Here is a 26,277-nt window from a genome sequence, read left to right on the forward strand (position 1 = left end):
AAGTTTTGATAATAATACGTATAATTATATCATTATCGATTAGGAGTGTAAATGGTGTGAAGGTTCAGGTGGGCCTACACCCTAGAAAATCGTGCCAAAATGTGCCACAATTGCTCTGTCGCCCGAACATTTCTGACCTTTTCTGGCGGCATCCCCTAATGTCTAACTCAAATTCCCCGATTGCGCCTGCCCGCAAGCATGGCTCTGGCGGCTCGCGCAACAAATTCCGCAATTACGGCTCCTCGAAGCAGGGGTCCAATAACCGATTTTCATCCCATCAGGAGCGAGGCGGCCTCCAACCCAAGCCGCGCACCGACGAACCCAAGGTGGTCGCCGTCGATTTTCTGCGACTCGGTATCAGCGAAGGACTCGCCGCTCGACTGGGCGCGAACTCGATTCTGCATCCAACTCCGATACAGGAGATGGCGATTCCGGCCGCGCTCACCGGCGACGACCTGATCGGTCTCGCGCAAACCGGAACCGGCAAGACGCTGGCGTTTGGCCTGCCAATGCTAATGACGCTTGCTAGCAACCAGCAGGGATTGGTGCTTGCACCGACCCGCGAACTGGCGATGCAGATCGACGAGACGTTTCGCAAGCTTGGCGTTCGGACCGCACTGCTGATCGGCGGAGCGCCGATGCCGAAGCAGATTTCGCAGTTGCGAGGCAATCCGCGAGTCATCGTGGCAACCCCGGGACGAATGCAGGATCACCTGAACCAGCGTACCGCTGACCTACGAGATGTGCAGACCGTCGTTCTCGACGAAGCCGACCGAATGCTCGATATGGGCTTTGTCACGGCTATCCGCGCGATCCTCGGCAAGGTGCCTAAGGGACGCCAGACGATGCTCTTCTCGGCCACGTTCCCTCGATCGGTTGAAGATATTTCGAAGGACTTTATGACCGACCCGACTCGGGTCGAGATTCCGCGCGACACGCTGACGGCCGATACGGTGACGCAAGAGCTGATCGTGGTGGAGAAGGACGATAAGCCCGAGATTCTGACCAAGCTCCTCAAGGATAACGACGGCTCGATTCTGGTGTTTGCCCGTACGCGCCACGGCGCACGCAAGATCGCAAAGTCGATCAACAGGCAAGGGCACTCCGCCGCCGAAATCCATTCAGATCGAACGCTGGCTCAGCGCGTAACCGCGCTCAACGGGTTCAAAAGCGGCGAGTATCGGGTGCTGGTGGCAACTGACATCGCGGCACGTGGCATCGACGTCAAGAACATCTCGCTGGTCATCAACTACGACATTCCCGAGCATGCGGACGACTACGTGCACCGAATCGGGCGAACCGGACGAGCAGGGAAGAAGGGGCATTCGATTACGATCGCAACCCCGGAGCAGCACCGCGACGTGCGCGACATCGAGCGACTGATCAAAATGAAGCTCGACTCGTCGAATCTGTCTCAGGCAAGCTTGCCCGAATGGCAGCCCAAGCCGCCGACTCCGGCGAAGACACGCAAGTTCCGACCAGGTGGAAACCGTGGCGGTAAGGCGTTCGCCGCAAAGCGGTAGTTCTTTACTTCGTTTGCGTTGAGTGAAATTGTGGCGGCGATTAGCCGCCACAATTATGTGAAAACTACTTAAATCCCGGCAGGAACTGAGCTTCGGCTTCGAACAATCGTCGAGTCAGTTCTTTGACCTCAGCCGGTGAGCACACGGCGGCGGTAAGCGGATCGAGCATCAAAGCCCATTCGGCGAGTTGGATCGATCGTTGGACGGCCGCGTCGGCAGCGAGGTCGAACATGCGCATGTTCGAGTCGCAGATGGCGGCCATTTGCTTGGGCAGGCGTCCGTACTTGGTCGGCTGGTAGCCGTTATGGTTGATCAAACAGGCGACTTCGATACAGCCATCGGTCGGAAGGTTGGCGATGCAGCCGTTGTTGGGTGCCATGTTTCCGTACACCACGATCGGGGCATTCTTCTCGATGGATTCGATGATCCACGCGCCGTATTCGAACGAGCGCTTGAGGTCGAGTTCCTTCTCACCGGAGATCATTTTGTCGCGGTTTTCGTCGGCGGTTTTGCGCCAGTTCGGCCAGTTGTTGGCGTAGAACGACTCTTCGCCGCGATATCCGGTGTCGGTGTACTTGTCGAGGAGGTCCTTTCGCTTGCGGTAGTAGGGAAGGTACTCACTGAGGTGGCCGCTGGATTCGGTAATGAAGGCGCCGAAGTGGAGCATCATATCGGAGCGGACCGGCTCCTTGGTGGCAAACTCGGACGAGCGGTCGGCGGCCATCGCCATCAGCTTCGGATAGAGCGACTTGCCGTCCGGGCCATTGAACTCCGTGAACCAAGCGAGGTGGTTGATGCCAGCGCACTGCCACTGAACCTGCTCGTAAGGAACTTCGGCGAACCCGGCGAGCATGCGAGACGTGCCTTGGACCGAGTGGCAAAGGCCGATCTGCTCAATCTCGGGTACCGCGCGGGTTCCGGCGAGGATCATCATGTTCATCGGGTTCGTGTAGTTGAGCATCCGCGCTTTGGGGCAAAGCTCGCGCATGTCCTGGAGAATGCCGATGTAGACTGGGATCGTTCGCATGCCCTTCATCAGGCCGCCCGGGCCGATGGTGTCACCGATGTTTTGGCTGATGCCGAATTCGAGCGGGATGTCGTTGTCGAATCGAACGCAGTCGACGCCGCTGACCTCGATAGAGTTGATGACGTAGTCGGCACCAGGGAGCAGTTCACGTCGGTTGGTGGATTTGACCAGCTTCCATTTATCGCTCTGGCCGACGGCGTCCACGACCTTCTGCATGAGCTTGGCTTGGAGCTCGAGACGAACCGGGTCGATGTCGCACAGGCGAAGCTCACCGCCGAGGTTATCAGGGATGAGAATGACATCGCGGAGCACCGAATTCGTGAAGAAGCTTCCCGCGCCCATCATTACGACGTTGATCTTGCGGGGCATCGCGCCAGGAAGTCCGTTGCGCTCGTCGGGTTTGCTGTGTTCGAGATGTGATTCGGTGGTCGCCGCCATGGAAGCTCAAGGATACCGAACGGGTTTGGGCGCAAGTATAGGGGAAAAACGATTGATATTTGGGATGGCTTGATCATCCCTTCCGTGGTGCAACCTTCCTCTCGATTCGCCAGAGGCTCCTGGGATCCAGCGACAATCTTTGGGAATGAGCTAAGTTAGTTGGATTGGGGCAAGATGTCTTTTCCCCTCCGAAGCTCGGAGAGGTGTCAATCCTTGTTTCCGACTTTGGGCGTTAACTTTCGTTGCAGGATCGACGGGGAGGATGACTTCGGGTTTTCATCATCCCTTCCGTCGCATCGCCCATAATGGCCGCCGTGCCACCTTCCCAATCTTTGGGAAAGAGTTGGTTGGTTCGGTGTCGGGAAATAGTTGATTCCCCTCCAAAGCTTGAAGTGGTGTCGATCCGTGCCTCCGACTCGGCACATTGTCTTTCGTGGCAGGATCGACGGGGTGGATGGCTACGGGTTTTCATCATCCCTTCCGCCGCACCGCCCATAATGGCCGCCGCACCACCTTCCCAACCTTTGGGAAGGAGTTGGTTGGTTCGGTGTCGGGAAATAGTTGATTCCCCTCCAAAGCTTGGAGTGGTGTCGATCCGTGCCTCCGACTCGGCACATTGTCTTTCGTGGCAGGATCGACGGGGTGGATGGCTACGGGTTTTCATCATCCCTTCCGCCGCACCGCCCATAATGGCCGCCGCACCACCTTCCTCCCGATTCGCCAAAGGCTCACGGACTCCCTCACTTCTGAGGGAGAACTTAAAAGAGCCCGTCGATCGACAAATAGCGCTCGCCGGTATCGTAGCAGAAGGTGAGGATGGTCGCGCCGTCGGCGGCTTCGGGCAGTTTCTTAGCGACGGCCGCCAAGGAAGCACCTGACGAGATTCCCACAAAGATGCCTTCTTCGCGAGCCAGACGGCGGGCGTACTCCATCGCTTCTTCCTCCGAGACTTGGATCGCTCCGGTGAGGACGTCGGTATGGAGGTTGGCGGGAATGAAACCTGCGCCGATGCCCTGGATTCGGTGGGGGGAAGGCGACCCACCTGAAATGACCGGCGACTTTTCGGGCTCAACGGCGAAGACTTGGAGCGAAGGGAACTTGGGCTTGAGTATTTCGGCGACGCCTGTGAGGTGCCCACCGGTTCCGACGCCGGTGATCAGGTAGTCGACGCCATCCGGAAAGTCGTTCAGGATTTCAACCGCGGTGGTTTGGTGGTGAGCTTCAATGTTAGCGGGGTTCTCGAACTGCTGAGGAATCCACGAGTTGGGAATGCTGGCCTGAAGATCGATGGCGCGTTGGATGGCCCCATTGACGCCAAGCTCTTTGGCGGTGAGGTCGACCTTCGCGCCGTATGCGGCCATGATGCGGCGGCGCTCGATCGACATGGATTCGGGCATGACGAGAATGACTTTGTAGCCCTTGGCGGCGGCGACCATGGCAAGGCCAATTCCGGTATTGCCTGAGGTCGGCTCGATAATAGTGGTGTCCGGGTTGATGACGCCATGCTTCTCCGCTTGCTCGATCATCGAAAGGGCGATACGATCCTTGATCGATCCTCCCGGATTCTGCCTTTCCAACTTGAGGTAGACCGAAACGCGGTCGCCGAACAGGCGGCTGAGTTTGATGTGCGGTGTGTTGCCGATCGCTTGGAGAATGGAATCGTATTTCATGGCTGTCGCTTCGTGGTGGTGTTGGGCGGGATAGAGGCGGTAACCCAGGAGTTTCCGCCAACGACCGAGTTGGCCCCAATGACGGTGATACCTCCTAAAATCGTGGCATTGGCGTAAATCACCACATGATCTTCTACGGTGGGGTGCCGTTTAGTATTCGCGAGGTCCTTGGATACCGAGAGGGCACCCAACGTGACTCCTTGATAGATTTTAACGTGTGAGCCCACTATCGCGGTCTCGCCGACGACCACGCCCGTGCCGTGGTCGATGAAGCAGTAGGGTCCGATTTCTGCGCCCGGGTGGATGTCGATGCCGGTTTCGCGGTGGGCTTTCTCGGTGATGATGCGCGGAATCAGCGGGTAGCCCTTTCGCTGCAAGGTGTGGGCGATACGGTAGTGTGCGAGGGCGCGAAAGCTCGGATAGGCGATGACGACCTCGTCGATGGAGGTCGCCGCGGGGTCACCGTCGAGGGCGGCTTGGGCGTCCGTGAGCAGGACTTCGCGGATGCGAAGCAGCTCATCGGCGGCTTGGCTCAGCGAGAGAGCTTGGTATCCGACAAGGCCCTCCAGGCGCTCAAAGTCGGACCAGATTTGGCTGAGGTCATCCTGGACGGCGGACTCATTACAGTCGATCTTTAGGCAGAACTGAGGAAAGATGAGGGCCAGGGCGCGCTCGATCCATTGCTCGGTCCGTGTTTTGAGCAGGGAAGTGGCGTGACTGGTCTCCCTAATTTCGACAAACTTCGAAAGGGTTTCGGTAGAAAGATCGTGGTTCATCCGATAGATTTGCATACGGATCGAGCAGGTTCCTCGTCCGCTTCGGACGGAAGGATTCTCAATCTTGGTAAGATAGATATTGAAGGGAATGACTTCGAGAATCAAGCATCTTGTAAAAGAGGTTGCACTACGGCTCAGGAAGATGTCATACTTTTCTTTCGCACGCGGGTGTAGCTCAGTGGTTAGAGCGCCGGCCTGTCACGCCGGAGGCCGCGGGTTCAAGTCCCGTCATCCGCGCCATTCGAGTGCCACGGTAGCTCAGTTGGTAGAGCAAAGCACTGAAAATGCTTGGGTCGCCGGTTCGAGTCCGGCTTGTGGCACCATATTCCTCCTTTTCGTAATGGCACCGTTGGCTCATGCCGACCAGACCGCCCAGCTTCAAGACGTTGTCGTCGTTCATTGTCAGTCGGAAAGCCGCCTGAATGGCCGCTACCGAGTGCTGTCAAACGGTTCGATCAATATTCCGTCGCTTGGCCAGATCGTGGTAGTGACCCGTTCAAGCGGGTTGATTCAAAGCCTCATTCAAGACAAGATCGCCGACGTTTATGGGATTCGGGATCAGGTGGTTGTGAGCGTGGTAGCCGACCGATCTTCGGCAGTGACGATCACCGGTGCGGTGAAGAAGGAACTGCTTTTGACTCCACCCACCAAGATGACGGCCAAAGAACTGCTGAGCCTGGTGGAGGTGACCGACTCGGGCGACGCCAGCGCGGCGTCGGTAACGGACGCTGAAGGGCATTCGGTTCCGCTAACTTCGATGGTTCGACCGGGAGACCGAATTCGGGTGCCGGTCCAGGCAGCCAGGGCCGAAATTTTCGTGATTGGCGGCGTGGAGAAGCCAGGATCGTTTCGTTTTTATGACGGGATGAGCCTCAAGGCGGCGGTGGAATCTGCCGGGGGCGTCGGGCCGCGTGGCGACTCGAAGCGAGTCTTCATTATTCGAAGCGTACAGATGGGACCGTTCGACTTGTCGAAGGATGGCGAAGTAAAGGTCCAGCGCGGTGACTCGATCCGAGTCGAAGCGAAGGCCGAAGTTCAGTATGTGGCGGTGACCGGACTCGTTCGGAAACCGACCAATGTCGTTTGGTCGGACAAGCTGACGGCGAAAGACGCCATCAAGCAGGCCGGCGGGGTGGCAAATCCCAATTGCTTTGTGGTGGTGAGGTCGCTGGTGAAGGTCAATAAGCCAGAAGTGAAGGTCCGCTGGCGCGACTTCGATAAGGACAAAAACAAAGATATTCCGCTGGAACCCGGCGACATTGTGGATGTGGTCGAAAAGTGACGGCTCCGAAGCCGGTCAAGGCTCGTCCGCCCATCAAGTGGGACCGCACGAAGGGGCGTCCCGAGCCCATACGCCTGCTGAACTACATTGATGAGAAAGAGAATGCCGATCCGCTCGTCGATCTGCGCATCGAATGTCCCTCGGTTCGAATTCTGCGACCCCAAGTGATCCCATATCTAAGGAGCAAAGTGGCGGGCATGCTGGAGTATGCGGCTCGTTCGCTTCCTGAAGGAATTTATCTCGGCGTGATCGACGCTTGGCGACCGTTCGACCGCCAGCAGAGAATCTACGATTTCGTGTGGGAGTGCGCGAAGATCGCCTTCCCAGATCGCAATAATGTCGCTTTGCGACGGACCGTTTGCCGATGGGTTGCGCCCACCGACCAAAAGGCCCCTCCTGGGCATTGCACGGGTGCGGCGGTTGACGTGTGGCTGGTCGACGAGAACAACGAACCGATCGATGTGACTTCGCCCTACGACCGATTTGGGGCGGCTCCAACCTATGCGTTTGGGCTGACGGATGAGGCGCAGTACAACCGGAGCGTCCTGGTGGAAACGATGCTGGCGGCGGGATTCTCCAACTGTCGCGACGAATGGTGGCACTATAGTTGGGGCGATGCGGGTTGGGCGGTGCGGATGGGCCTCAAAGAGTGCGTATACGGGCGCGTCGACTTGCCGAAGGAGCTTTACGAAGAGCAGGAACAACTATGGATCGCGGCGATGAAGGACCGCGTGAATCCGTTCATCGAACCGTCTTCACCGTGAGGGTGGTTTTGATAGCTTCCAAGTAAGAGGATTACCGCGATCGTCCGTGCGCCAGGCGGCAAAGTCGTCGATCGTCTTACGATAATCTCTGGTTGGACTGGATTGCTCTAAGTTGACGGGAAAGGCAATTTGAACGGACGGGAATCCGGACTCGTTGAGGCGCTTACTTTGGATTGCGACTCCTCGCTCATCGAAGTAATAGTCAAAGCCTGCGTCGCCAACGTGGCCGGGTATTTGGACTCCGATTTCGTGCAGATTTGCCGGATAGTGGCCGGTCTTTGCTTTGGCCTCAAGGGACTTGAAGATGGTTTGGATCAGGGCGTTGGTTTCGACATCGATGTTGAAGTTTTCCAGGATGCTGTCCGCATCGGTCATGCCGTAGACTTGCATGAGCTGGGGCGGGGCGTCGATCATTGCGTCGAAGCAGGCGGCGAACTCGTCCGGTCGGTCGAAAGGCGTAATTTTTCCGCCGACTAGGTCGGTCATGAACGGCTTCCATCGCTCAAGGCGTCGGCGAAGGAACCGGCGAACGGTGTGGCTCTCCGGCATATAGTCGTCTTGGCGGACCTTTCCGGCCTTTTCCAGTTCGGAAAGGGAAGGAGCAGGGAAGAGGCGGGCGAGTGGTCCGCTAAATGTCTTCTTGTCCATCAGAGTTGAATCGAAGGCTCGGGCGGTAACGACTTGAGCCATGAAGTCGCCTTCGAGAATTCGTAAGTCGTTGCCGTGGTGGAAAAAGTCGGGCGACGTGAAGTACTGGGCGACTTCGTGAAGCATTCCGGGCTTGGCTTCCACGATTCGAAGTCCGGCGTTTGCCATGATCTTCATGCACGCGGCGCCCAGGAGGCGCCCAATGAGTTCGTCTCGAGTTTCGCAATGTTGCGTCAATCGCTTGGCCGAGTCGAAATTCCGACGCATGGCCGAGGTGTCGCCCTGCAATGCGGCGACATAGGCGGCAAGGGAATAGTCCTTCACTAGCCCCTTCATCGTCGCGAACTCGGGAAGGAGCATGGCGTACCCCTCGTTGTAGTTGTGGGGCACCTGGAGATTGGGTTTGGCGGTGAATGCTTTGTCGATTTTGTCGCGAATGGGCTGATTGACGGCGAGGTAGCGGCGCATCGCCGGGAGGTCCGCCTGTGTTCCGGCCATCAGGAGGTCGTTGGCGATGCCGACCCGGTACAACGGGCCGTTGCCAAAGCCGTGCTTGTTGAAGAGGAGCGGGGCAATATCAACCCAGGCGTTTTGGCTATCGGGGATTTTGTGGAAGAAGTCCGTTCCGTTGGTGGCGACGCCCATCGCTTTGTAATCGGCAATGAGGCGCTCGATAGCTCGTCCGTCGGCGTCGTATTGGATTTTTGAGGCGACGACCAAGGCTCCCCCAAAAAAGAGGGTGGTAACAGCGACTCCTGCGGCAAAGTGAATGGGCTTCAAATCACTTAGTCTCCTGACGGCAATGGTGAGGTCGGCCGACCAGCCTTTGGCCGCTGGCCCAATCGGTCGATGACCCCCTTTCGATAGTCTTGGACGTCTTGTTTCTGCTTTTGTTGCGATTTGAGGGGGAGGTATGTCGTTGCCGGATAGGAAATGATAAAGTCGGGAGCTCCGTCACCGGCGGTGACGGGCCGAGTCTGAAGGATGAATCCGTTTTCGGTCAGCTTATAGAGAATCCCCCCGAGGACGGAAAATGAACTAAAATCGACCCCGACGGCGTCCAGCTTCGCCGGATATTTTCCGGTCTTTCGTTTGACGTCGAGAATCTTCCAGATCGCCTGATTGGCGTCGGCGAGATGCTTGTTCCGAAAGAGTTGTTTGTAGCCGTCCTCGCTCGCTTCCGACGACGGCGAAAGGTCGTAGACCTTCTTGAGGCTCTCGGGCTCCTGGGATTGAACGCTCAATACAGCTTCGTACTTAGAGAAAGAGGGGAAGAAGTCGTTGCCTTTGGACTCGACCACCTCGCGCATGAGAGGTTTCCACGCCTCCATGACGGCGAGGAGATACTTCCGATCGGCCGCGCTTTCCGGCACATAATCGCCCGGGCGGGGGTGAGCCTCGAAGTAAAGGTCCTCGTCGGTTGGTGCTTTTTTGAGTTTGTTGAGAGGGAATGGCGGCTCGGAAACGTCGATGAGCGGTGAGTCGAAGTAGCGGATGCTCGCGATCTGTGATAAGAACTCATACCGGAAAAAGGGCTTCATATCATAGACGACAAATCGGTCGTTTGTCGTCATGAAGTCGCGAATCGGTTGATACAGGTTTGGGGCTTCTTCAATGATTCTGAGAGCCGTTTGGATGACGGTCAGCTGAATACTCGTACCGACGGCCCGGGCGATCCAATCGCCTCGTTCGAGGCACGAGTTGGCAAAATCGCAGGCCACTTGCAGGTTCATCGTTGCTTCTTCGGCGTTGCCCTGAATCCCGGATCGGAGCGCGGCGACGCGGAACTCACGAGCCGCATTGCGGAAGAACGCGCATTCGGGCACAAGCACCATGTCCCCTTCGTTGTAGTCGTGGGGCACCTGAATTTTGGGTTTTTGGCCAAGGACCTTGGCGATGGCTTCGCGGGCGCTCTTGTTCTGAGCGAGGTATCTGTCGAGGACGTCAAGGTCGGCCTTGTCGGCGAATCGGACGAGGGTCAACGAAATTCCGGGTTCGAATACGCCCGAACTCCCCTCGGGCGCTCCCTTCTTGATCAGGAGCGGCTGAAGCTCGTCCCAGGCGTTTTCACTGTCGGGAATCTTGTGGAAGTACTCTTCGCCGTTGGTGGCAACTCCCATTTCCTTGTATTCCTTGACGAGTTTTTCGATGGTTCGTCCGTTTGCGGCATGCTGGAGTTTGCCACGACCCACCAAAAAGCCGGATACAGCGATGGCACCGACTGCGATTCCGATAGCAATGTGGAAGGGTTTCAAGGCGCTGTTCCTATGGTATCCGCGTTTGGCCGGATTTCGAATGTTGTCGCAGATGGAAACGCTCCATCTGCTTCTTATACATAGCAAGCGCTTGGGGCATCAGGGAATCGGAAATTGGAAATGCCATTTGGTGACCGACGTTACCGTTCGATGCTTCGAAGTAGGTCGAGTCAAGTTGAAAGCCCTTGGTGGTTTGTCGGTATATGAGATTTGGCGGATCCTTTGAGAACGAAGCCTCTTGAAGATTGGTGGGGAAGCGGCCATGTTTGACTCTGAAGATGAGGACGGCACGGACGACGGCAAGCAGGTTCCTTAAATCGTGGTACGCATCGAAGTGCTGGTAACTTATGCTTGCACCCTCCATGTCTTCGAGTAGTTTCTTGAGGCGTTCGGGCACCTGCGGGCCGTATTTCATGCTTTCTTCCAAATCGGTTCTTTCTGGAATGGCTGATTCCTGTGACCGAGGACCGAACTTGAGCATGAGGCTGCGCCAGGATTCCAAGCGTTCCCGAAGTAACGAACGCCCTGCTCGGCTCTGGGGGACAAAATCGTCCGTGTGTCTGGCACCGGCTTGCCTTAACTCATCATCGGAGGGCCCCGTTATGTGCCGACCGAGCCATCCAGAGAAAGTCGGCTTATCGAGCAGAGATGAATCGAGATTTCTTACGGTGGTCACGTCCGTCAAGAACGCCGATAAGACAATGCCGCGACCACTAAATGGTGGCCCCCGAAGTTCGCTTGCAATGGCCATTGTGGTCTCTGGCCGCACTTCGACGATTTTCATTCCGAAGGCCATCAGTTGTTTCCACATGGTCGCACTGAGAATTGATTCCGAACCTGGGTAGCCCGAGTAGTAGTTAGCGATATAGGCTGCCGCTTTGAAGTTCTTAAGCGTCGACTTGTCATTCCGTTCGAGCGCATCTACGACCGCAGAAAAGGCGAACTCATTCATGATCGTATAAGCGTCAAAGTAGCTTATTTGACCAAGTGATGCATTCGAGCTAAGGTCCTTTGATTGGATCAAGAATTGGCTCAGGGTCGCCTTGTTGCCATTCGCATAATCCCTGAATGCGGACGAGTCTGAGGGGCCACCGGCAAACAGCATTGCCTCAATCGAAGGATACTGGTATTTCAGAAGATTTCCCTCGTAGGCAAAGCCTAAGTTTGTCCGGCTCTCGTCATCGTGCTTGTAGGCTGGGTACTGTTGATCAAATTCAGACTTCGTCGTCGGAACACCGGCCGATTTGAGCTCCTTGATGATCCGATTGATCGCCTCACCATCGGCGTTATAGGCTCGATTTCGGACGGCGGAAGAGACAAGCGTCGCGATAATGGCGGCGACTGCAATTGCAAGAACGATCCTGACCGGTTTCACCTTTCGGCTACGCTTTCTTCTGCATCTTGGCCACTCCGAACGTCAGCAGACCCAGCAGGACGCCACCAAAAGTGCCTTCGATGACAGCAAGAGCGGCAGTCACCGTCCGTGGGCTGATGCCCTGCGGGTAGGCGCTGAGGAGGTCGCCATGAGTGGCCGAATACGCGTCGAAGAACGCGAACCGGAACGTCACCAAGTAGATACAGCTAATGATGCCGAGCATGAAGCCGTGGAAGAAGAACTGGCCGGTTGCGTGTTTGGCGATGAAGTAGGAACAGAACCCGAAAATGAACACCCAGAGGATAACCTCGTACATCTGCGGGATGAAGCTGATCGTGGCGATGGCCATCACGAAGGCAAAGAGTGACAAGTAGACCAGCAGTCGCCAATTCATATTTTCCCCGGACCCAGTATGTGAAACCTGTTAGAGGAATTTTAGACGGATTCGCCCTTCACTGCAAGGGGGAGGGCTTCTTTGAACCTAAACTTGCCAGGTTACACGCTTGATTTTCCGTCTGGGACGCCTTGCAAAAGTACGCCCCTACTTTGAAGCGCGTACCTTAGGCAAGGTTTGACGCAACCTTGGGACTTTCGACCCCGTAAATTTGTATAACAAAGAGATGCCTCGATTTAAGTCCCTTGGGAACGAGCCAACCTTCGAAATTCCTTCCGATTTTGTTCCATTCGAGGTTATTCCCAATCCGACGCCGATGGTGTCGAAGATAGAACGGCACGCTAAGGACAGTCGGCGTCGGGTGCAATCTCGCATATGGATTTGCGAGGACATTTCTCACCCCATGCGTGACTTTCTTCTCCTTTGCCTGAAGTTTGTCGGGCACTATAACAGTAGCTTTAGTACTGGTGCCTACGCCGTGGCCAAGGTGGCGAACTAGTGGGCGGACTCTGCGTTAAGACAGTTCGTCGCTTCTCAAACTGGTTCGTGTTTTCAAGTCGAAATAACGAAAGTTGGTATTCGTACGTCGAAAGTACTAGATCGGGGGGTTGGGAGAGGCAATGAAGCTTTACTCTTATCGGAGGCAGCGCTGTTCTAGGGGGGGCATTGGCGCAGACATTGGGGGTCGGCATTCTGTCGAGAGGCAGGGGTGGGTTCGTTCCTGTGGTTATGCATTCCGAATACCAAACAGCTTTGGTTCGCTTGTTACCGACAGAAGTCGGAGGGCAAGCCAGATTTTTCTTGTGGGATAACGTATGCCTGATTGGAAGCAAATAACCGACGACAGTCGACTCCCTAACTCGAACGAGTTAGAGGGATACGACGTTTATGACGTCTTCGAATCTCAGACTCGACCGAGAAAGGTTGGGTCTCCCGACATCGAGCTTCGCCTAGAGTTAGGGGGACGCCTTATGGGAACGCTTGATCTTGGCCGTAATGGAAGCGGGTTATTCCGATTCGGTCTGGCCAAGTACGGCGTCTCGTACCAAGTGACTTCGTCGTCGTGCGGCGACACGTTCTATTTGGAAGTCTTTGACTTGGAGTTTGAGCGGCTTTTGGGGCGGGCGATGGCGCATGGCATCGTGAGCCTGGTCCACATTATCGGCCTTGAAGTCGAGCAATCGGTACTCCTGACCGAGGGGCCGTGCGTCAATCTCATGCGCGGGCGTACTTCGGTAACCAAGACGCCGGTTATAGGAAATGGGGAGCGAGACGAATCAGCAATTTGTCAGATTTATGTTCGCAAGGACGTCGAGGAGCCCGATTTGCTGGTACTGAATAGCCTTCTGTTGTCTGATCAAGAAGCGTGGCATTCCATTACGGCGCGAGTATCCTCTTCCTAATGAAGCAGGTTAGGTGTCAATGCCAAAGCTGACTTCGTTTCATGACGGCGACTCAGGGTTCTCGAAAGCCGAGCATTTTGAACACTATGCTGCTTTCGAGGTGACCAGCGAAAAGCAGTCCTTCTTTGAGAATCCGGCTGACGGCACTACATACCGAATTTACGACGAGCGTGGACTCCACGCGACATACATTTCAGGCGCCAACGGTTCGTACACGACCTCTGAGAAGCTGTTCGATGTGCGACGAACGATCGCATACGAAGGAAATTACGGCGGTCATTACGGTTTAGAAGCGAGTTTGCCCGGTCAAAACTTGCTCCAACTACAGGCCTTGTATTCGTTCAGCATGTTGGGAGTACAGTCGATCGTGGCAATTCGCGGCCTCGATTTGATTCGGACGACGGAAAACCGAGAGGTGTCGATAGCAGGAATGCGCAACGGTTCGGTACTTACCGCGAAGGCACCTGTGTGGAAGGATTCCGATACGAGCAGAGGCGTCTTGTTCCGAATCCATGTTCGAAAGGATCTGACCGGGAACCTATGTGATCTGCTCCTCCTCGGTGCAATGGTTAGAATGAATCCCGACTGTTGGCACACTCTGATAGAAGACCGGCTGTAAACAAAAAAAGCCCCGGAGAAAATCTCCGAGGCTTGTGGACCGAAGTCCGAAATTACTCGCCCGAACCGACAGCGAGAAGTCGGAATCCGGTAACCGTCGTGCCCTTGGCTTCTTCGGCCAGGTACTGAGCAACGGTCTTGCTCGGGTCGATGTAGAACGGCTGTTCGAGCAGAACGGCTTCCTTGATGAACTCCTTGTTCACGCGGCCCTTCGCGATGTTCTCGGCGATGTTGGCGGGCTTGCCTTCATTGATGGCGCGCGTGTACTGGATGTTGTATTCGTTGTCGAGGAGTTCCTGCGAGAGATCGTCCTTGCTGACGACCTGCGGTCGCGAGGCGACGACCTGGACAGCGACCTTGCGGACCGCTTCAGATCCGGCGTTGTCGCCGGTCGAATCGACAATGGCGCCCTTCGTACCGTCGTGGTGGACGTACGAAGCAAACTTGCCGTCGGTCTTGACCTGCTCGGCCAGATTGACCACGCAGTTCTCGCGAAACTTGGCGATCAGTTCCTCGCCGTATTCCTTCATCTTTTCCTCGCTCAGGGTTCCGTTTTCGAGTGCGTACTTGGCGATCTCTTCGACAAGCTTGACGAAGCCTTCGTTGTTGGAAACGAAGTCGGTCTCGCTCTCGGCGATGGCCAGTCCGGCGGTCTTTCCGTCGGCGCTCAACGCGATGCCAACGCGTCCGGCGTTGGTGGCTCGACCGGCCTTCTTGCCGGCGCTGGCCTTGCCCTTCTCGCGAAGGATTTCCTTGGCGCGCTCGTAGTCGCCACCGGCTTCTTCAAGCGCAGCCTTGCACTCCATCATAGGAGCGTCGGTTTCTTCTCGTAATCGCTTTACGTCTGCTGCTGTGTAGCTCATTGCTTTTCCTTATGCGCCTTCCTTGTCCGCGCCGAAAGCCTTGAGAAGCTCGTCGTCGACATGGATCGGCGCTTCGTCGTCGAGATCGGCCGGAGCCTCACCGTCGCCCGTCACGCCTTCGGTGATGGCGTCGCTGAGCGGTCGTGCTTCCAGGATCGCTTCGCTCATCTTCTGGGTCACGAGTCGGATCGCGCGGATCGCGTCGTCGTTGCCCGGGATGATGACGTCGGCCATATCCGGATCGCAGTTAGTATCTACGATCGCGACGATGGGAATGTTAAGCTTCTTGGCTTCGGCCACGGCGATGGCCTCCTTATTGAGGTCGACCACGAACATGACGGCCGGCATTTGGTTCATGTTTCGGATGCCACCGAGGAACCGCTGCAGCTCGTCTCGCTCGCGTCGTCGCTCCAGAGCTTCCTTCTTGGGCAGTCGCTCGAAGTAGCCGTCGGCTTCCATTCGGTCCAGTTCCTTCAGGCGCTGGATGCGCAGGCTGATGGTCTTCCAGTTGGTGAGCGTGCCGCCCAGCCAACGTTCGGAAACAAAGAACTGACCGCTTCGCTCGGCGGCTTCCTTGACTGCGGCCTGAGCCTGCTTCTTGGTGCCGACGAACAGCACGGTGCCGCCGTCTTCGACGATCTTCTTGACGTAGTTGAGGGCGTCCTCGAACATCTTGATGGTCTGGTGAAGATCCAGGATGTAGATGCCGTTGCGGGCGCCGTAGATGTATCGCTTCATCTTGGGGTTCCAGCGTCGGGTTTGGTGCCCGAAATGCACGCCGGATTCCAAGAGCTCTTTCATGCTCAATTGAACCATTCGTTATTCTCCAGGTTGTATCCTCTGGATCTCGCGGGTTTTACGCACGGTGAACTTTGAGCCCTTATGGGGTCTTCAGAACCTGGCCGTGCCACGGATCCATGTGTGATCGGGCAAGAGTATACCTTTTTGGAGTGCGAGTGCGAGTGCGAGTGCGCTACGATCGCGTCTGAATCTTGGAGTCCTTAGTTCCGTCTGGCTTCAGTAAAACTAAGTGAGGATGTTCGCCAACCGTTCTGGCAAGGATGTCGCCATTGGGCAACAAGGGATTCTCAAGCATTAAAGCGACTAGATTGTCGTTTGGGGTACGGAAGGTTGTTTGATATTTGCTCCAGGGGGCAATTGGCTCGTTGAGACCTTGGATCGACAACTGACTCAGGTCGAAGTACTGATTCCCAGTCCATAGGAAGGTCTTGCTGTCAATATCTTTGTGTCGGGCGTTGATTAGGCACGTCCCGTCGTCGCGAATACCGACCATCTCGGCCATTTGATATCCATTCGGAATAGGCAGGTAGGTCAGTTGATGGTCTCGCACCATAAGCGGGCGCGACGCCCAGGAGCAATTCTTGACGGCATTAAGCCCAAGCACGCCACCATTCGACATCACCATTTCCGAGTTGATTTGAACTTGCTCAAGCTCAGGAACCAACTCGAAACCCGTTTCCGTCAATTGGCAAAGACGAGCTGATCGACTCTCTTCGCAAGCGTAGAGGGATGTACCGCCCCACATTTCACCATAGACCTTGCCTTTTCGGTCCATCACAACCGATTGAGTCGCAATACTTCGATCGGTCGGTTCAAATATGCCGACCATTCTAAGACCGGCAACGATGGGGCTCTCGACACTTACAGGCTTGCGGCTAATAGTTTGCGTCGACCCGTTCGAATCGAAAATGAAGTCTTGTTGTGATGCATCGTATCGGATGTTGTAGAACTTTCCACCGGACGACTCAAATAATCGGTTCCGGTCGACCGAGGTAGATAGTCGCCTTACAGGATGGTTGGCAACTTCTTCACCATCGACGAGTAGCTTTCGACTGTCCATTTCGCCAACGCACTCGACCAAATGTCCGTCCCGTGAATATTGGGCGGGATTGAGCCCAAGATATCGATACTCGCCCTTTGGTGATCGAATGAAAAGTCCTTCTTTGGGTTGCCCTTTATAGTCAGATGGCATCGTTTTGCCGTCACAGCTAAGAATCAGGTCGCCCAGATCGTTGGTCGACACAGGATTTGAAACGCCGAGGTCTACGGCATGAAAAGAGGGACCAGATTCGGGTGCCGAAGCCGGAATCGACGTTCCGTGAGGAATTTCAATGCCAATGCCTTTGGTGAATTGAAAATACGCTTTCTCTCGTTGCTTCCAGAAGCGATTCCTCTCGATTACTCGATAGCCGTTTCCAAGTAGGACGGCAGACGCCAATGCCGAAAGAATAATCAGCTTTCCGTATTTCTTAAGGCGAACTAGCAACAAAGATATTTTAATCTGTTTGTCACCAAGGTAGAAACTAGATTTTCATGCCACTCAATTCTGCACTCGCAAAATAACTGGGTGAAGCTGTCTCTCTCTTGAAGCGAGAGAGACAGCTTCACCTTTACAGCTTCGTCTTTACTTCTTCCGTCGCCGCATAAGCGCCAACGCACCGATGCCTAGCACCGCGAACGAAGCAGGTTCGGGGACGGGGATGACTTGGATATCGCCCATGTTCGTGCCCGTGGCAATAGTGCTTTCGTAATTCCAGGACGAATTGCCGGAATCATAAAGGAATCGGTCGATCTTGTTCCCGGTATGGCTGGAAACGAACATCTCCTGCTGATCGGGGCTAAAAGCGACGCCGATCGCACCACCGACGTTCGCGACCACCGAACTGCCGGTCACCGCGCCGTTGGCGTCGAACTTCACATCGAACACCTGTCCGGTCCCAAAGTCGCTGACATAGAGATCGTCGTTCAGCCATGCGCCGAAGTGGAGTCCCGAAGCGCCGGAGATCGAGTAGTTGGTGACCGAGGAAGTCGCGAAGTTGTAGCGCGTCAGGGTTCCATTGACACCCTGTGTGGCGTACAGGTTTGCGCCGTCGGCGGAGAAGGTGACGTCTCGCATCGGACCGCTGAGCAGAGTTCCGTTGGCAGTCGCACTTGACGATGTGATCGAAAAGATTGAGAGCCCACTGTTGACGTTGGCGGCGTAAAGGTCATTCGTACCCGGACGCACCCACACGCCATGAACGCCAAACAGACCGTTGCCAGTGATGGTGCCGTTCGAAGTGAAGCTGTCGGTTCCGGCATCGAAGGTGAATCGGGAAATGCTGCTGGCGAAGCTGTTGCCGTGGCGGTTGCCGACAAAGAGTTCGCCACCGTTGTAGAACAGGCCGACCGGGTCGGAGACTTGGCTGGCCGAAATTCCGGTCAGCGAGGTAGCCGAAGAACCAGTTCCGCTGAACCCATAGCGCTGAATCCCCTGCCAAAGGTTCGAGTTCGAGTTACTGCCCATGAACGATTCCGTCACGAGAATCTCGAATGGCGAGGCCATCGCGTGGCTGACGGTCCCAAAAAACAAAGTTGCTAGAGTGATCCTCAAAGCTTTCATTAAATGCTCCTGGGCTCCAGTCGAGCCCTACGAAGACACTGTACAGGCCGAGCGTGACAAAGCGTGACAAAGCGTGACGAATTGTCTTAGAAAAATGGTACAGTACCAGTTATGCTTCTTACCCTTCCTTTGATCATCGGCCTGCAAAGCAAATGGCAGCCGCCCTACCAAGCCGTTGAGCCGCCCGTGCAAGTGGAAAAATATGCCTCCCAAGTGCGGGAAGGCGACGGGAAAGTCATTTTGGATGGTGACCTGCTTACGTTGGTTGCGAAAGGGAAGGAGAACCCGATGTCTGTTCTGAATCGCTTTCCTACGCCGATGAAGCAAGTGGGGGGAACCGACGTCTGGATCGGCCAAGCTCGGTTCAAGGATTGGGACAAAGCGTTCTTCAGCTACTCGATTCTGCGGGATGGGAAGACCGAGCCTCATCGCTTTCGGGGCCCTCGCGCGCCACGATTTCCATCTGAGGCGAAGATGCTGAAGGGAAGTGTGACTTCGTACACGCTGACGAGCAAGGATCTGGACGGCGACCGGACCGTCGATGTGTACGTTCCGCCGACGGCTAATGTCGACCTTCCGGTTGTGGTGATGGCCGACGGGCAGTCATGCAAAGAGTTCGCAACCGTTGCCGAGCCGCTAATTCTGGCCAAGAAGGTCCGACCCTTCGTGATCTTGGGCGTGTACCACGGCGACTACACCGGCCCGAAGGACAGCTACGATTTCAGCAAAGACTTCCGAGCGCGCGAGTATCTCAAACTTGCCGACCCCGACCGCTTCGCCGCCCACTTACGGTTTGTTTGTGATCAGGTCCTGCCCTGGGCTCGGGACAAGTTTCACGTATCGAGCCGTCGCGAGGACACTGCGGTGTTTGGGTTCTCCAACGGCGGCGCGTTTGCGCTCATCGCGGCATTGGAGAGGCCGGACGTGTTTGGAGGGTCGATGCCAAGCTCGGTCGCCGCATACGACCCAAAGGATCTGGAATCTCTAGCCGAGAAAGGCAGGGGCACCAAGTTCTTTTTTGTTGCCGGTGAACTCGAACTCTTTTCGCGAAATACGCGTCAAGCCGTAGATACAGTGAAGCCCAGGGTGGCGAATTGCACCCTGGACACTTACTACAGTTGCCACGACGAGGGCATGTGGATGCTTGGCTTTGCCAAGGACATTCAGAAGGTCTTTCCGATTCAGAAGCGGTAGATGCTGTACATGTTCCAATCCGGCTCCAGCGCCATGCGTACCGCTGCCATCTGGCCGACGTGGTAGAACTCATGGGCAATGAAGAAGTCTTTGGCGAAGTGAGACTCTTCGTCAAACCGCTCCAGAGCGATCGCGGAGGACTTAGCCCTTTCGCTCTGGTACAACGCGATTAACTCGCTCATCGTGCCTTCGGGGAACTTGTAATTGCCCCAATCGTGCTTCTCGCCTCGGCTGATGGTCTGCACGGCAAGGCAACACTCGGTCATGTGCTCAAGGCACTCCTTCATCGACATCAGATGCTCGACTGGTTTCTTCTCGAAATCGGACTCCGACAACCCCTTCAGGCATGCCATGAATTGAAAATCGCTCTCTTCGAGCAAGGTTTCGGCAAATGCTTTTCCTGTCATGGCCAAAGTATAGAATGAACCGTGCATAGTTCGGAACTCACCCCAGAAATGATTTACTGGGGTTACCGTGAGGGGTGGTTTCCGATGGTGATGGACGAGGAAACCGACGAGACGCAATGGCTGAAGCCTCGCGACCGGTGTCTGTTTCCGATCGAGGGGATCCGCCTTTCGCGGTCACTCCAAAAGACGATCCGACAGGGCAAGTTCGATATCCGGTTCGACACGAGCTTCACGCAGGTGATCGAGAACTGTCGCCGCCCCGAGGCGAACTGGATCAACGACGACTTTATCCGTGTGTACTCGCAAATATATACGGAAGGTTGGGGCCACTGTGCAGAATGCTGGTTTTCGGGAAAACTGGTAGGCGGAGTGTACGGCATCGCCATCGGTGGCGTGTTTTTTGCCGAATCCATGTTTCATCGGATGACCGATGCGTCAAAAGTCGCCCTTTGGGCTCTCGTCGAAACTTGTCGAGACAAGGGGTTCGTACTCTTTGATGCGCAGATTATGAACCCTCATTTGTTATCGTTAGGTGCCTATGAGATTCCGAATGAGGAGTACGACCGTCTATTAGGTGAGGCGATCGTTCTTGGAACCGAGTGGTCTGCTTGAAAACCTGTAAGAAAAGTATTATAAAATAGGATCAGACTATGGCATCGAAGCTAATGTCCATGAGCGAAATCAAGTCGGCGTACGACCGGCTGTCTCGCGATAACAACATGATGGCCTTATCGGCCGTCCTCCGCATCGGCGCCGAACAGATCGAACGGCGAGGAAAGATCGGCATTTTCAAGAATATTGTGATTGCGACGGGCGGTATCGCCCTGTGCTTCTCAATTGCCGCCTTTTTCGCACCGGACAACATCAAGCCGTCCCTGCAAATCTGGCAGATCGTTGCGATCTGTTTGATGGCGATCTCGCTGGGCCTGCTTTGGCGCGTGCGCAACAACATGGAGCAGTTCTTGAAGGACGAACAGGATATTCGGGTGCTGATGGTGGAAACCGCCCAGCGAATTGTTGGCGTTCCGACCTTCAACCCGACCCCGCTCTCAGAAGAACTGCGAGGAACCTTGAGGAACGCCGTCGCTCACGTCCGCGTGAAGGCGAGCGACGAACTCACGGCCATCATCGACCGTCACTAAGACATCTTGATGTCCAGTAGGTGACGGGACTCTTCTCTGATCGGCTCAAAGCCGGTCTCGTCTGCATATTGCCGGACTATGTGCTGAACCACGATCCCGGTTGCCGTTGCGACGTTGAGCGATCCCATGAGCCCGAACATGGGAATGGCGATGTGGGCATCACAGTGCCTGAGCACCTCGTCGGGAATGCCGTCCTTTTCGGAACCTACCACTAGGGCCAAGGGAAACCGGTAGGGAAAGGTCGCGAAATCCACTGCCTCGTCCGAAAGCGTCAGGGCGATCTTTAGCCGATTCGGCTTTTCGGCCAGCGCCTCCAGTGGCGAGAGCCAGCGGTAGGGTTGCCATCGCGTCGATCCTCGGTTGCCGCTGAAATCGTTAGCGTGGTCTTCCTCGTGGGCAAAAGTGACCATCTCGATGCGAAACGCCTCGGCCGTCCGAAGAATTCCACCGTGATTGACGCTCTTGCCGAGTGGACAAGAGACAATCTCCAGCGGCACGCGCGGCGCATTCCGAATCTGCTCGCGGATGGAGCCAGGCAACGCCTCAACCTCCAGCCACGCGTCCTCACGCGACTCTCTCATGCGCTGTTGACGTTGTTTGTAATTCAGCCTCAACCCCTTGCCTCTCCCCTAGAATACTGGAATCCCAGTATTTGTAATGGGCTGGATAATTACCAGCCAAGGAATCTACTAGTCATGCTGGAAGGCCGAACAGGGATGGGCGGCCACAGAGGGATATACAAGGAATGTCTAAGCGTCACATGAAGGTGGTGCGGCTTCTCGAACCCGAAATGTGTCTTAACTGTCGTTTTGCGCAAATCGCGGATGTCGAGACTGCAAGCGGAGGAAAGCAGCGTATGATCTACTGCCGCCGACTTGATTGCGACAATTGGGATATGACTAGTGCCGAAACAGCAACCGACGTCCAAGTTCGCGACGATGAAGCAGCTTAGGGTGCGGGAGGGTTAACTACTTTTACGCCTTTAGGGGGGTAGTGATCTAAATTCATACGGGTGTAGGAAGTGGAGGGCCTGCACCCGTCTTTTCTATTTAGCTCCCGGTACTTCTCGGGGGCTCGGCAACTTTTGTACTGAGAGACTTGTTGTTAGTCTCGTGCAATCGAAGAAAGTTTCTCGTCGAAATATCCTAAAATGGGGCTCTGCTACCGTTGTGGGTGGCTTGCTTGGCGAGGGACTGATCGAGCCGAACCGGTTGGAGCATGTCGCGATTTCGGTGCCAATCAAAGACCTTCCAGCATCGTTCGAGGGGTTCAAGATCGGGATTCTGAGCGATATCCATTGGGGACACGCGATCGACTCGAAGTTCATGAAGATGTGCTGTGATTCGGTCATGGCGTTCAAGCCGGACCTGATGGTGGTCCCCGGCGACTTTCTGCACGGGATCGATCGTCACACCCGCACCCGGCCACGACTGGAGGGCGTGATCGAGTCGCTCGATTCTCCCCACGGCGTATTGGGAGTCCTCGGCAACCACGACCACTGGACCGGCAAATCTTACGCTATCGACCAGGTGCATACCCATTCGCGGGTTCAACTGATCGACAACCAAGGTGTGATGCTGGAGCGGAACGGCGGACTGCTGGCGGTCGGCGGCGTTGGCGATCTTTGGGAAGATAAGGTTGAACTGGATAAGGCGTTCAAGGGTGTCTCGCCGGACACGCCTCGCATTCTGCTTTCGCACAATCCCGATGTCGCCGAGTTCGTCGAGCACGATCCCGGGACCCGAGTGGACCTCCAGATCAGCGGCCACACCCACGGCGGCCAGTTCGTTCTGCCCGGAATCTATGATGCCACTTGCCGCGTCAGCCATTACGGCAGTAAATTCAATCACGGTTTGGTGAACGGCAAACGAAATCGAGTTTATGTGACGAAGGGCGTGGGACGTCCCCACGGCATCCGGCTGTTTGCACCGCCCGATGTGACGTGCCTGACGCTCACGAGGGCGGCTTGAAGCTCTCCCGACGAAAACTCCTCAAATTCGGTTCGCTGGCGGTGGGTGGAGCTTTGTTTGGTGAGGCATTGGCCGAGCCGAATCGCATTGAGACAATCCGGTTGACGGTGCCGATTCACGACCTGCCCACCGCATTCGAGGGATTCCGTATCGGGCTCCTAAGCGATGTTCATTGGGGGCATAACATGGATGCCGACTTTGTGGGGCGGGCGTATGGTTTGCTGAAGCCGTTCAAGCCCGATCTCATTGCGATTCCCGGCGACATTTACCATGGTCAAGGACAGACACCTGCGAGCGCCCCAAAGCTAACGGGCGCGTTCGACATGCTCCAGGCTCCGTTTGGAGTGGTGGGCACACTCGGGAACCATGATCACCGCATTGGCCGACGGTTCGTCGAGGATCAGATCGCTCGCTACTCAGCTATTCGCTTGCTCGACAACCGAAGCATGGTCATCGAGAAGGGTGGGCAGGCGATCGCAATTGGAGGAGTCGGCGACTTGATCGAGGATGTGGTTTTGCTCGATCAGGCCTTCGAAGGTTTGCCGCCCGATATCCCCCGGATTTTGCTCTCACACAATCCCGAAACGGCGGAGCACATCGACCACGACATGGGAACTCGAGTGGACCTCCAACTCAGTGGCCACACGCATGGCGGGCAGATCGTGATTCCCGGTATCGTCGATCCCTACTCATGGTTCAGCCATTACGGAAGCAAGTTCAATCGGGGGTTCGTGGAAGGGAAGCGGCACCGCGTGTTCGTGTCGAAGGGATTAGCCCGGCTCAACCACATGCGCTTGTTCGCTCCGCCCGACGTGGTGTGCATTACGCTTGTTCGGGCGTGATGGATTGCTCGCGTTTTCGAATCGCGTCCAGGACATCCTCTTTGATCTGAAGAGCATCAGAGTTTCCGGGATTGAGTTCGAGGGAACGATCCACCCAGTAAATGGCTTCGTTAGCTACATCGAAGTCGTGATACAAGAGCCCGGAATAGATTTCCGCCAAAAGCAGGGCAAGCTTGCCGGATTCGGGATCGAGCCGCGCTCCTCGGTTGGCGGCGTCGAGGATTTGCTCGGATTTGGAAACCCAACCGTCAATGTCTCCCCAGTCGTTTTCAAACATTTGCTTGGCGTACCAGTAGCACACATCAGCATTATTCGGTTCTATCTCTAAGGCGCGGATTGGGCAGGCGTGGTCGGCTGTTTGAGATTGGACTTCTCGCTGGACTCGGCGGCAATCCTCAACGGTCGAGACATGATCGGCCAAGGCTTCATGGATGAGATTTGAATGAAAATGATGAAACCGAATGAGGGCGTCAACATCGCCCGGGGTGAGTTCCATCGCCCTGGCGGCAAAATCCTCAACTCGCTTCTTGATCCAAAGAGTGGAATAAAAGCGGCAAGCGATGTAGCACTCGTTGACGTCGGAGGTAGAGAGAGTTACCTGTTCACGAAACATCGCGCGAGCTTTGGTGACCTCACCATCGATGGCTAACTGAAGAACTCCGGCAATCTCCGGATACTGGGATCCGTACGTGCGGATCAAATCCTCGAAAACTTCCGCATGATGATCGAGCAACTTAGTAGGTAATCCGAAGATCGGGTCCGCGTCTTCCAAATCTGGATCGCCAAACGGAGAGCCGGATGCCTTCTTTCTATATGCGATCCCGGTAGCCACCAATCCAACTCCAATCGCGGCAAGCCAGTTCATGTCTCACTAAAGTATCCTCACCGCTGCATAATAAGTCTATGTTCAAAGTTGGAGTCGTCGGCGCTGGGCGGCTGTCGCGAGTTCATGTCCGGCACCTGTCTCGAATTCCTGACATCTCATTCCTGGTCTACGATCACCACTTTGAACGGGCCGAGCAGTTGGCAACCGAATGCGGAGGCACGGCGGTCGATTCCTTTTCCGGGCTCCTGGAGCAGGTCGATGCGGTCGATGTGATCACTCCCAACGACACGCACGGCGAGTATGCCGTCAAGGCAATTCAGGCGGGGAAGGCGACCTTTGTCGAGAAGCCTTTGGAGGCGTCGCTGGACGCGGCCAAGCAGATTCTCGACGCGGCCAACGACAGTGCGGCGACGGTCATGGTCGGTCAAGTGGTTCGTTACTTCGCCATGTACCGACGAGCGCACGACCTGGTCAAGGCGGGTTCGATTGGCAAACCCGCTGCGGTCCGAATGACACGTGGCGGTGGCATGCCGGGCGGTGAAGCAGGCTGGTTTGCCGACCATTCGCGGTCGGGCGGCGTCTTCATCGACCTCGCGGTGCATGACTTCGACTGGTTACTTTGGACGATCGGTCGAGTGACAGAGGTCTATGCCAAATCGGTTGGATCTCAGTCAGGCCAGGGACCTGACTATGGCCTCGCGACACTGACTTTCGACAACGGTTGCGTAGCTCATGTCGAATCGACTTGGATGGATAAAAACGAAAGCCGAACCGCGTTTGAAGTCTGCGGCTCCGGGGGCATGTTGGAGTTCGATTCGCGCACGACCCCGACCTTGCGAAGCGGCAGTCGGCTTGATCAGAACTTCTTGCCCGACGACGATCCGTTCTTCCTTCAACTGAAGGACTTTGTGGAGGCGGCGCGCGACCACCGACCAGCACCGGTGCTTGTAGCCGACGCTTTTGCCGCGCTTCAGGTGGCTGATGCGTGTCTGCGAAGCGCTAAATCCAACGCACCCGTCTTTCTATGACCGTCGGCGAACTTCTGGCTGAACTGAGGAACGCGAAGCCGGACTTCGTCCCGTTTCAGCCGTACGTTTGTGGGATGCCAACGGCGGACGTGCCGACCGGTCACGATGATCCCATGCTTCGGGCCGCCATTCATGTCTATTTCGGCGACCAGAACGGGGCGCACGACCAGCTTCAACCCCTTGAAGCGATGCCGGAGGCGTCGTATCTGCACGGCATCATCCACCGCCGCGAAGGCGACTTCTGGAATGCGAACTATTGGTTTCGGCAAGCCCGATCGATCGCCCGCCAAATTGGCATCGATCCCGAAGACCTGACGGAGCGAGTTCAGGCATCTCCAGACCTGGATAACCTGCTCGCCGACGATCTGTTGGCCGAGTGGAAGTCGCTCGTTGATCTTCGTCTGCGACAACTAGGCTAAAAAGCGGCCA

At 55.9% G+C, this 26,277-nt stretch carries 26 protein-coding genes and 2 tRNA genes; 14 read left to right on the forward strand and 14 right to left on the reverse strand.

Going from position 1 to position 26,277, the window contains the following annotated elements:
- The first annotated feature begins 158 nt into the window (after positions 1-158).
- The gene (locus tag GC165_11070; GenBank protein ID MBI1333407.1) at positions 159-1,523 is read left to right on the forward strand and encodes a DEAD/DEAH box helicase; all 1,365 of its coding nucleotides are present in this window, start codon (positions 159-161) and stop codon (positions 1,521-1,523) included.
- Between the two features lie 64 nt (positions 1,524-1,587).
- Here GC165_11070 and GC165_11075 read toward each other — a convergent pair whose 3' ends face one another.
- The 3 genes from GC165_11075 to GC165_11085 all read right to left on the reverse strand — a co-directional run bounded on the left by GC165_11075 (position 1,588) and on the right by GC165_11085 (position 5,434).
- Positions 1,588-2,919 (reverse strand): alpha-glucosidase/alpha-galactosidase, encoded by a 1,332-nt coding sequence (locus GC165_11075; protein MBI1333408.1) that lies wholly within the window; start codon positions 2,917-2,919, stop codon positions 1,588-1,590.
- Positions 2,920-3,746: 827 nt separating this feature from the next.
- The gene (cysK, locus tag GC165_11080; protein ID MBI1333409.1) at positions 3,747-4,658 is read right to left on the reverse strand and encodes a cysteine synthase A; all 912 of its coding nucleotides are present in this window, start codon (positions 4,656-4,658) and stop codon (positions 3,747-3,749) included.
- Positions 4,655-5,434: a serine acetyltransferase gene (locus tag GC165_11085; GenBank protein ID MBI1333410.1), complete on the reverse strand. Its 780-nt coding sequence runs from the start codon at positions 5,432-5,434 to the stop codon at positions 4,655-4,657. The genes cysK and GC165_11085 overlap by 4 nt, the downstream gene beginning before the upstream one ends.
- A gap of 164 nt (positions 5,435-5,598) precedes the next feature.
- Between GC165_11085 and GC165_11090 the strand changes: the two genes are divergently transcribed.
- The 4 genes from GC165_11090 (at position 5,599) to GC165_11105 (ending at position 7,480) form a co-directional block, all read left to right on the forward strand.
- A tRNA-Asp gene (locus GC165_11090) sits at positions 5,599-5,674 on the forward strand.
- 7 nt (positions 5,675-5,681) lie between these two features.
- Positions 5,682-5,757: transfer RNA gene (locus GC165_11095), tRNA-Phe, on the forward strand.
- Between the two features lie 17 nt (positions 5,758-5,774).
- Complete coding sequence (locus GC165_11100; GenBank protein MBI1333411.1) at positions 5,775-6,716, forward strand: hypothetical protein; 942 nt, start codon at positions 5,775-5,777, stop codon at positions 6,714-6,716.
- On the forward strand, positions 6,713-7,480 hold the full coding sequence (locus GC165_11105; protein ID MBI1333412.1) for a hypothetical protein: 768 nt from the start codon (positions 6,713-6,715) through the stop codon (positions 7,478-7,480). Before GC165_11100 ends, GC165_11105 begins: the two co-directional genes overlap by 4 nt.
- On the opposite strand, the gene GC165_11110 is transcribed toward GC165_11105, so the two are convergent.
- From GC165_11110 to GC165_11125, 4 genes are read right to left on the reverse strand one after another with little or no spacing between them, the layout of a single operon-like run.
- Complete coding sequence (locus GC165_11110; GenBank protein MBI1333413.1) at positions 7,472-8,908, reverse strand: hypothetical protein; 1,437 nt, start codon at positions 8,906-8,908, stop codon at positions 7,472-7,474. The genes GC165_11105 and GC165_11110 overlap by 9 nt on opposite strands.
- A gap of 5 nt (positions 8,909-8,913) precedes the next feature.
- Complete coding sequence (locus tag GC165_11115) at positions 8,914-10,383, reverse strand: hypothetical protein (protein MBI1333414.1); 1,470 nt, start codon at positions 10,381-10,383, stop codon at positions 8,914-8,916.
- A gap of 10 nt (positions 10,384-10,393) precedes the next feature.
- A complete protein-coding gene (locus GC165_11120) occupies positions 10,394-11,758 on the reverse strand; it encodes a hypothetical protein (GenBank protein MBI1333415.1) in 1,365 nt (454 codons plus the stop codon).
- Between the two features lie 7 nt (positions 11,759-11,765).
- Positions 11,766-12,152 (reverse strand): hypothetical protein, encoded by a 387-nt coding sequence (locus tag GC165_11125; protein MBI1333416.1) that lies wholly within the window; start codon positions 12,150-12,152, stop codon positions 11,766-11,768.
- A gap of 815 nt (positions 12,153-12,967) precedes the next feature.
- Here GC165_11125 and GC165_11130 point away from each other — a divergent pair.
- On the forward strand, positions 12,968-13,555 hold the full coding sequence (locus GC165_11130; GenBank protein ID MBI1333417.1) for a hypothetical protein: 588 nt from the start codon (positions 12,968-12,970) through the stop codon (positions 13,553-13,555).
- Between the two features lie 19 nt (positions 13,556-13,574).
- Positions 13,575-14,174, forward strand: a complete 600-nt coding sequence (locus tag GC165_11135) for a hypothetical protein (protein MBI1333418.1) — start codon at positions 13,575-13,577, stop codon at positions 14,172-14,174.
- Between the two features lie 52 nt (positions 14,175-14,226).
- Here the strand turns inward: GC165_11135 and tsf are convergent, their stop codons facing one another.
- The 4 genes from tsf to GC165_11155 all read right to left on the reverse strand — a co-directional run bounded on the left by tsf (position 14,227) and on the right by GC165_11155 (position 18,439).
- Positions 14,227-15,036 (reverse strand): translation elongation factor Ts, encoded by an 810-nt coding sequence (gene tsf, locus GC165_11140; protein MBI1333419.1) that lies wholly within the window; start codon positions 15,034-15,036, stop codon positions 14,227-14,229.
- 9 nt (positions 15,037-15,045) lie between these two features.
- Positions 15,046-15,852: a 30S ribosomal protein S2 gene (rpsB, locus tag GC165_11145; protein MBI1333420.1), complete on the reverse strand. Its 807-nt coding sequence runs from the start codon at positions 15,850-15,852 to the stop codon at positions 15,046-15,048.
- Between the two features lie 157 nt (positions 15,853-16,009).
- A complete protein-coding gene (locus tag GC165_11150) occupies positions 16,010-17,323 on the reverse strand; it encodes a hypothetical protein (protein ID MBI1333421.1) in 1,314 nt (437 codons plus the stop codon).
- Between the two features lie 138 nt (positions 17,324-17,461).
- Positions 17,462-18,439 (reverse strand): PEP-CTERM sorting domain-containing protein, encoded by a 978-nt coding sequence (locus GC165_11155; protein ID MBI1333422.1) that lies wholly within the window; start codon positions 18,437-18,439, stop codon positions 17,462-17,464.
- Between the two features lie 111 nt (positions 18,440-18,550).
- On the opposite strand from GC165_11155, the gene GC165_11160 reads away from it, so the two are divergent.
- Positions 18,551-19,633 (forward strand): hypothetical protein, encoded by a 1,083-nt coding sequence (locus GC165_11160; GenBank protein ID MBI1333423.1) that lies wholly within the window; start codon positions 18,551-18,553, stop codon positions 19,631-19,633.
- Here GC165_11160 and GC165_11165 read toward each other — a convergent pair.
- Positions 19,621-20,040 carry a hypothetical protein gene (locus tag GC165_11165; GenBank protein MBI1333424.1) on the reverse strand — a complete coding sequence of 140 codons (420 nt, stop codon included), beginning with the start codon at positions 20,038-20,040 and terminating at the stop codon, positions 19,621-19,623. The two genes, GC165_11160 and GC165_11165, sit on opposite strands and share 13 nt — an antisense overlap.
- Before the next feature lie 21 nt (positions 20,041-20,061).
- Between GC165_11165 and GC165_11170 the strand changes: the two genes are divergently transcribed.
- Together GC165_11170 and GC165_11175 are read left to right on the forward strand one after the other, a co-directional pair.
- On the forward strand, positions 20,062-20,652 hold the full coding sequence (locus GC165_11170; protein MBI1333425.1) for a leucyl/phenylalanyl-tRNA--protein transferase: 591 nt from the start codon (positions 20,062-20,064) through the stop codon (positions 20,650-20,652).
- Between the two features lie 38 nt (positions 20,653-20,690).
- Positions 20,691-21,182, forward strand: a complete 492-nt coding sequence (locus GC165_11175; GenBank protein ID MBI1333426.1) for a hypothetical protein — start codon at positions 20,691-20,693, stop codon at positions 21,180-21,182.
- On the opposite strand, the gene GC165_11180 is transcribed toward GC165_11175, so the two are convergent.
- Positions 21,179-21,763 carry a hypothetical protein gene (locus GC165_11180; GenBank protein ID MBI1333427.1) on the reverse strand — a complete coding sequence of 195 codons (585 nt, stop codon included), beginning with the start codon at positions 21,761-21,763 and terminating at the stop codon, positions 21,179-21,181. The two genes, GC165_11175 and GC165_11180, sit on opposite strands and share 4 nt — an antisense overlap.
- A gap of 531 nt (positions 21,764-22,294) precedes the next feature.
- Here GC165_11180 and GC165_11185 point away from each other — a divergent pair.
- Together GC165_11185 and GC165_11190 are read left to right on the forward strand one after the other, a co-directional pair.
- A complete protein-coding gene (locus GC165_11185) occupies positions 22,295-23,152 on the forward strand; it encodes a hypothetical protein (GenBank protein MBI1333428.1) in 858 nt (285 codons plus the stop codon).
- On the forward strand, positions 23,125-23,994 hold the full coding sequence (locus tag GC165_11190; GenBank protein ID MBI1333429.1) for a hypothetical protein: 870 nt from the start codon (positions 23,125-23,127) through the stop codon (positions 23,992-23,994). The genes GC165_11185 and GC165_11190 overlap by 28 nt, the downstream gene beginning before the upstream one ends.
- On the opposite strand, the gene GC165_11195 is transcribed toward GC165_11190, so the two are convergent.
- A complete protein-coding gene (locus GC165_11195) occupies positions 23,975-24,859 on the reverse strand; it encodes a hypothetical protein (protein ID MBI1333430.1) in 885 nt (294 codons plus the stop codon). The two genes, GC165_11190 and GC165_11195, sit on opposite strands and share 20 nt — an antisense overlap.
- A gap of 38 nt (positions 24,860-24,897) precedes the next feature.
- Here GC165_11195 and GC165_11200 point away from each other — a divergent pair, with 38 nt between their 5' ends.
- The gene (locus tag GC165_11200) at positions 24,898-25,848 is read left to right on the forward strand and encodes a hypothetical protein (GenBank protein MBI1333431.1); all 951 of its coding nucleotides are present in this window, start codon (positions 24,898-24,900) and stop codon (positions 25,846-25,848) included.
- Complete coding sequence (locus tag GC165_11205) at positions 25,845-26,267, forward strand: hypothetical protein (protein ID MBI1333432.1); 423 nt, start codon at positions 25,845-25,847, stop codon at positions 26,265-26,267. Before GC165_11200 ends, GC165_11205 begins: the two co-directional genes overlap by 4 nt.
- Positions 26,268-26,277 lie beyond the last annotated feature (10 nt).

This window comes from Armatimonadota bacterium, assembly GCA_016125185.1.
Lineage (GTDB): Bacteria > Armatimonadota > Fimbriimonadia > Fimbriimonadales > Fimbriimonadaceae > Fimbriimonas.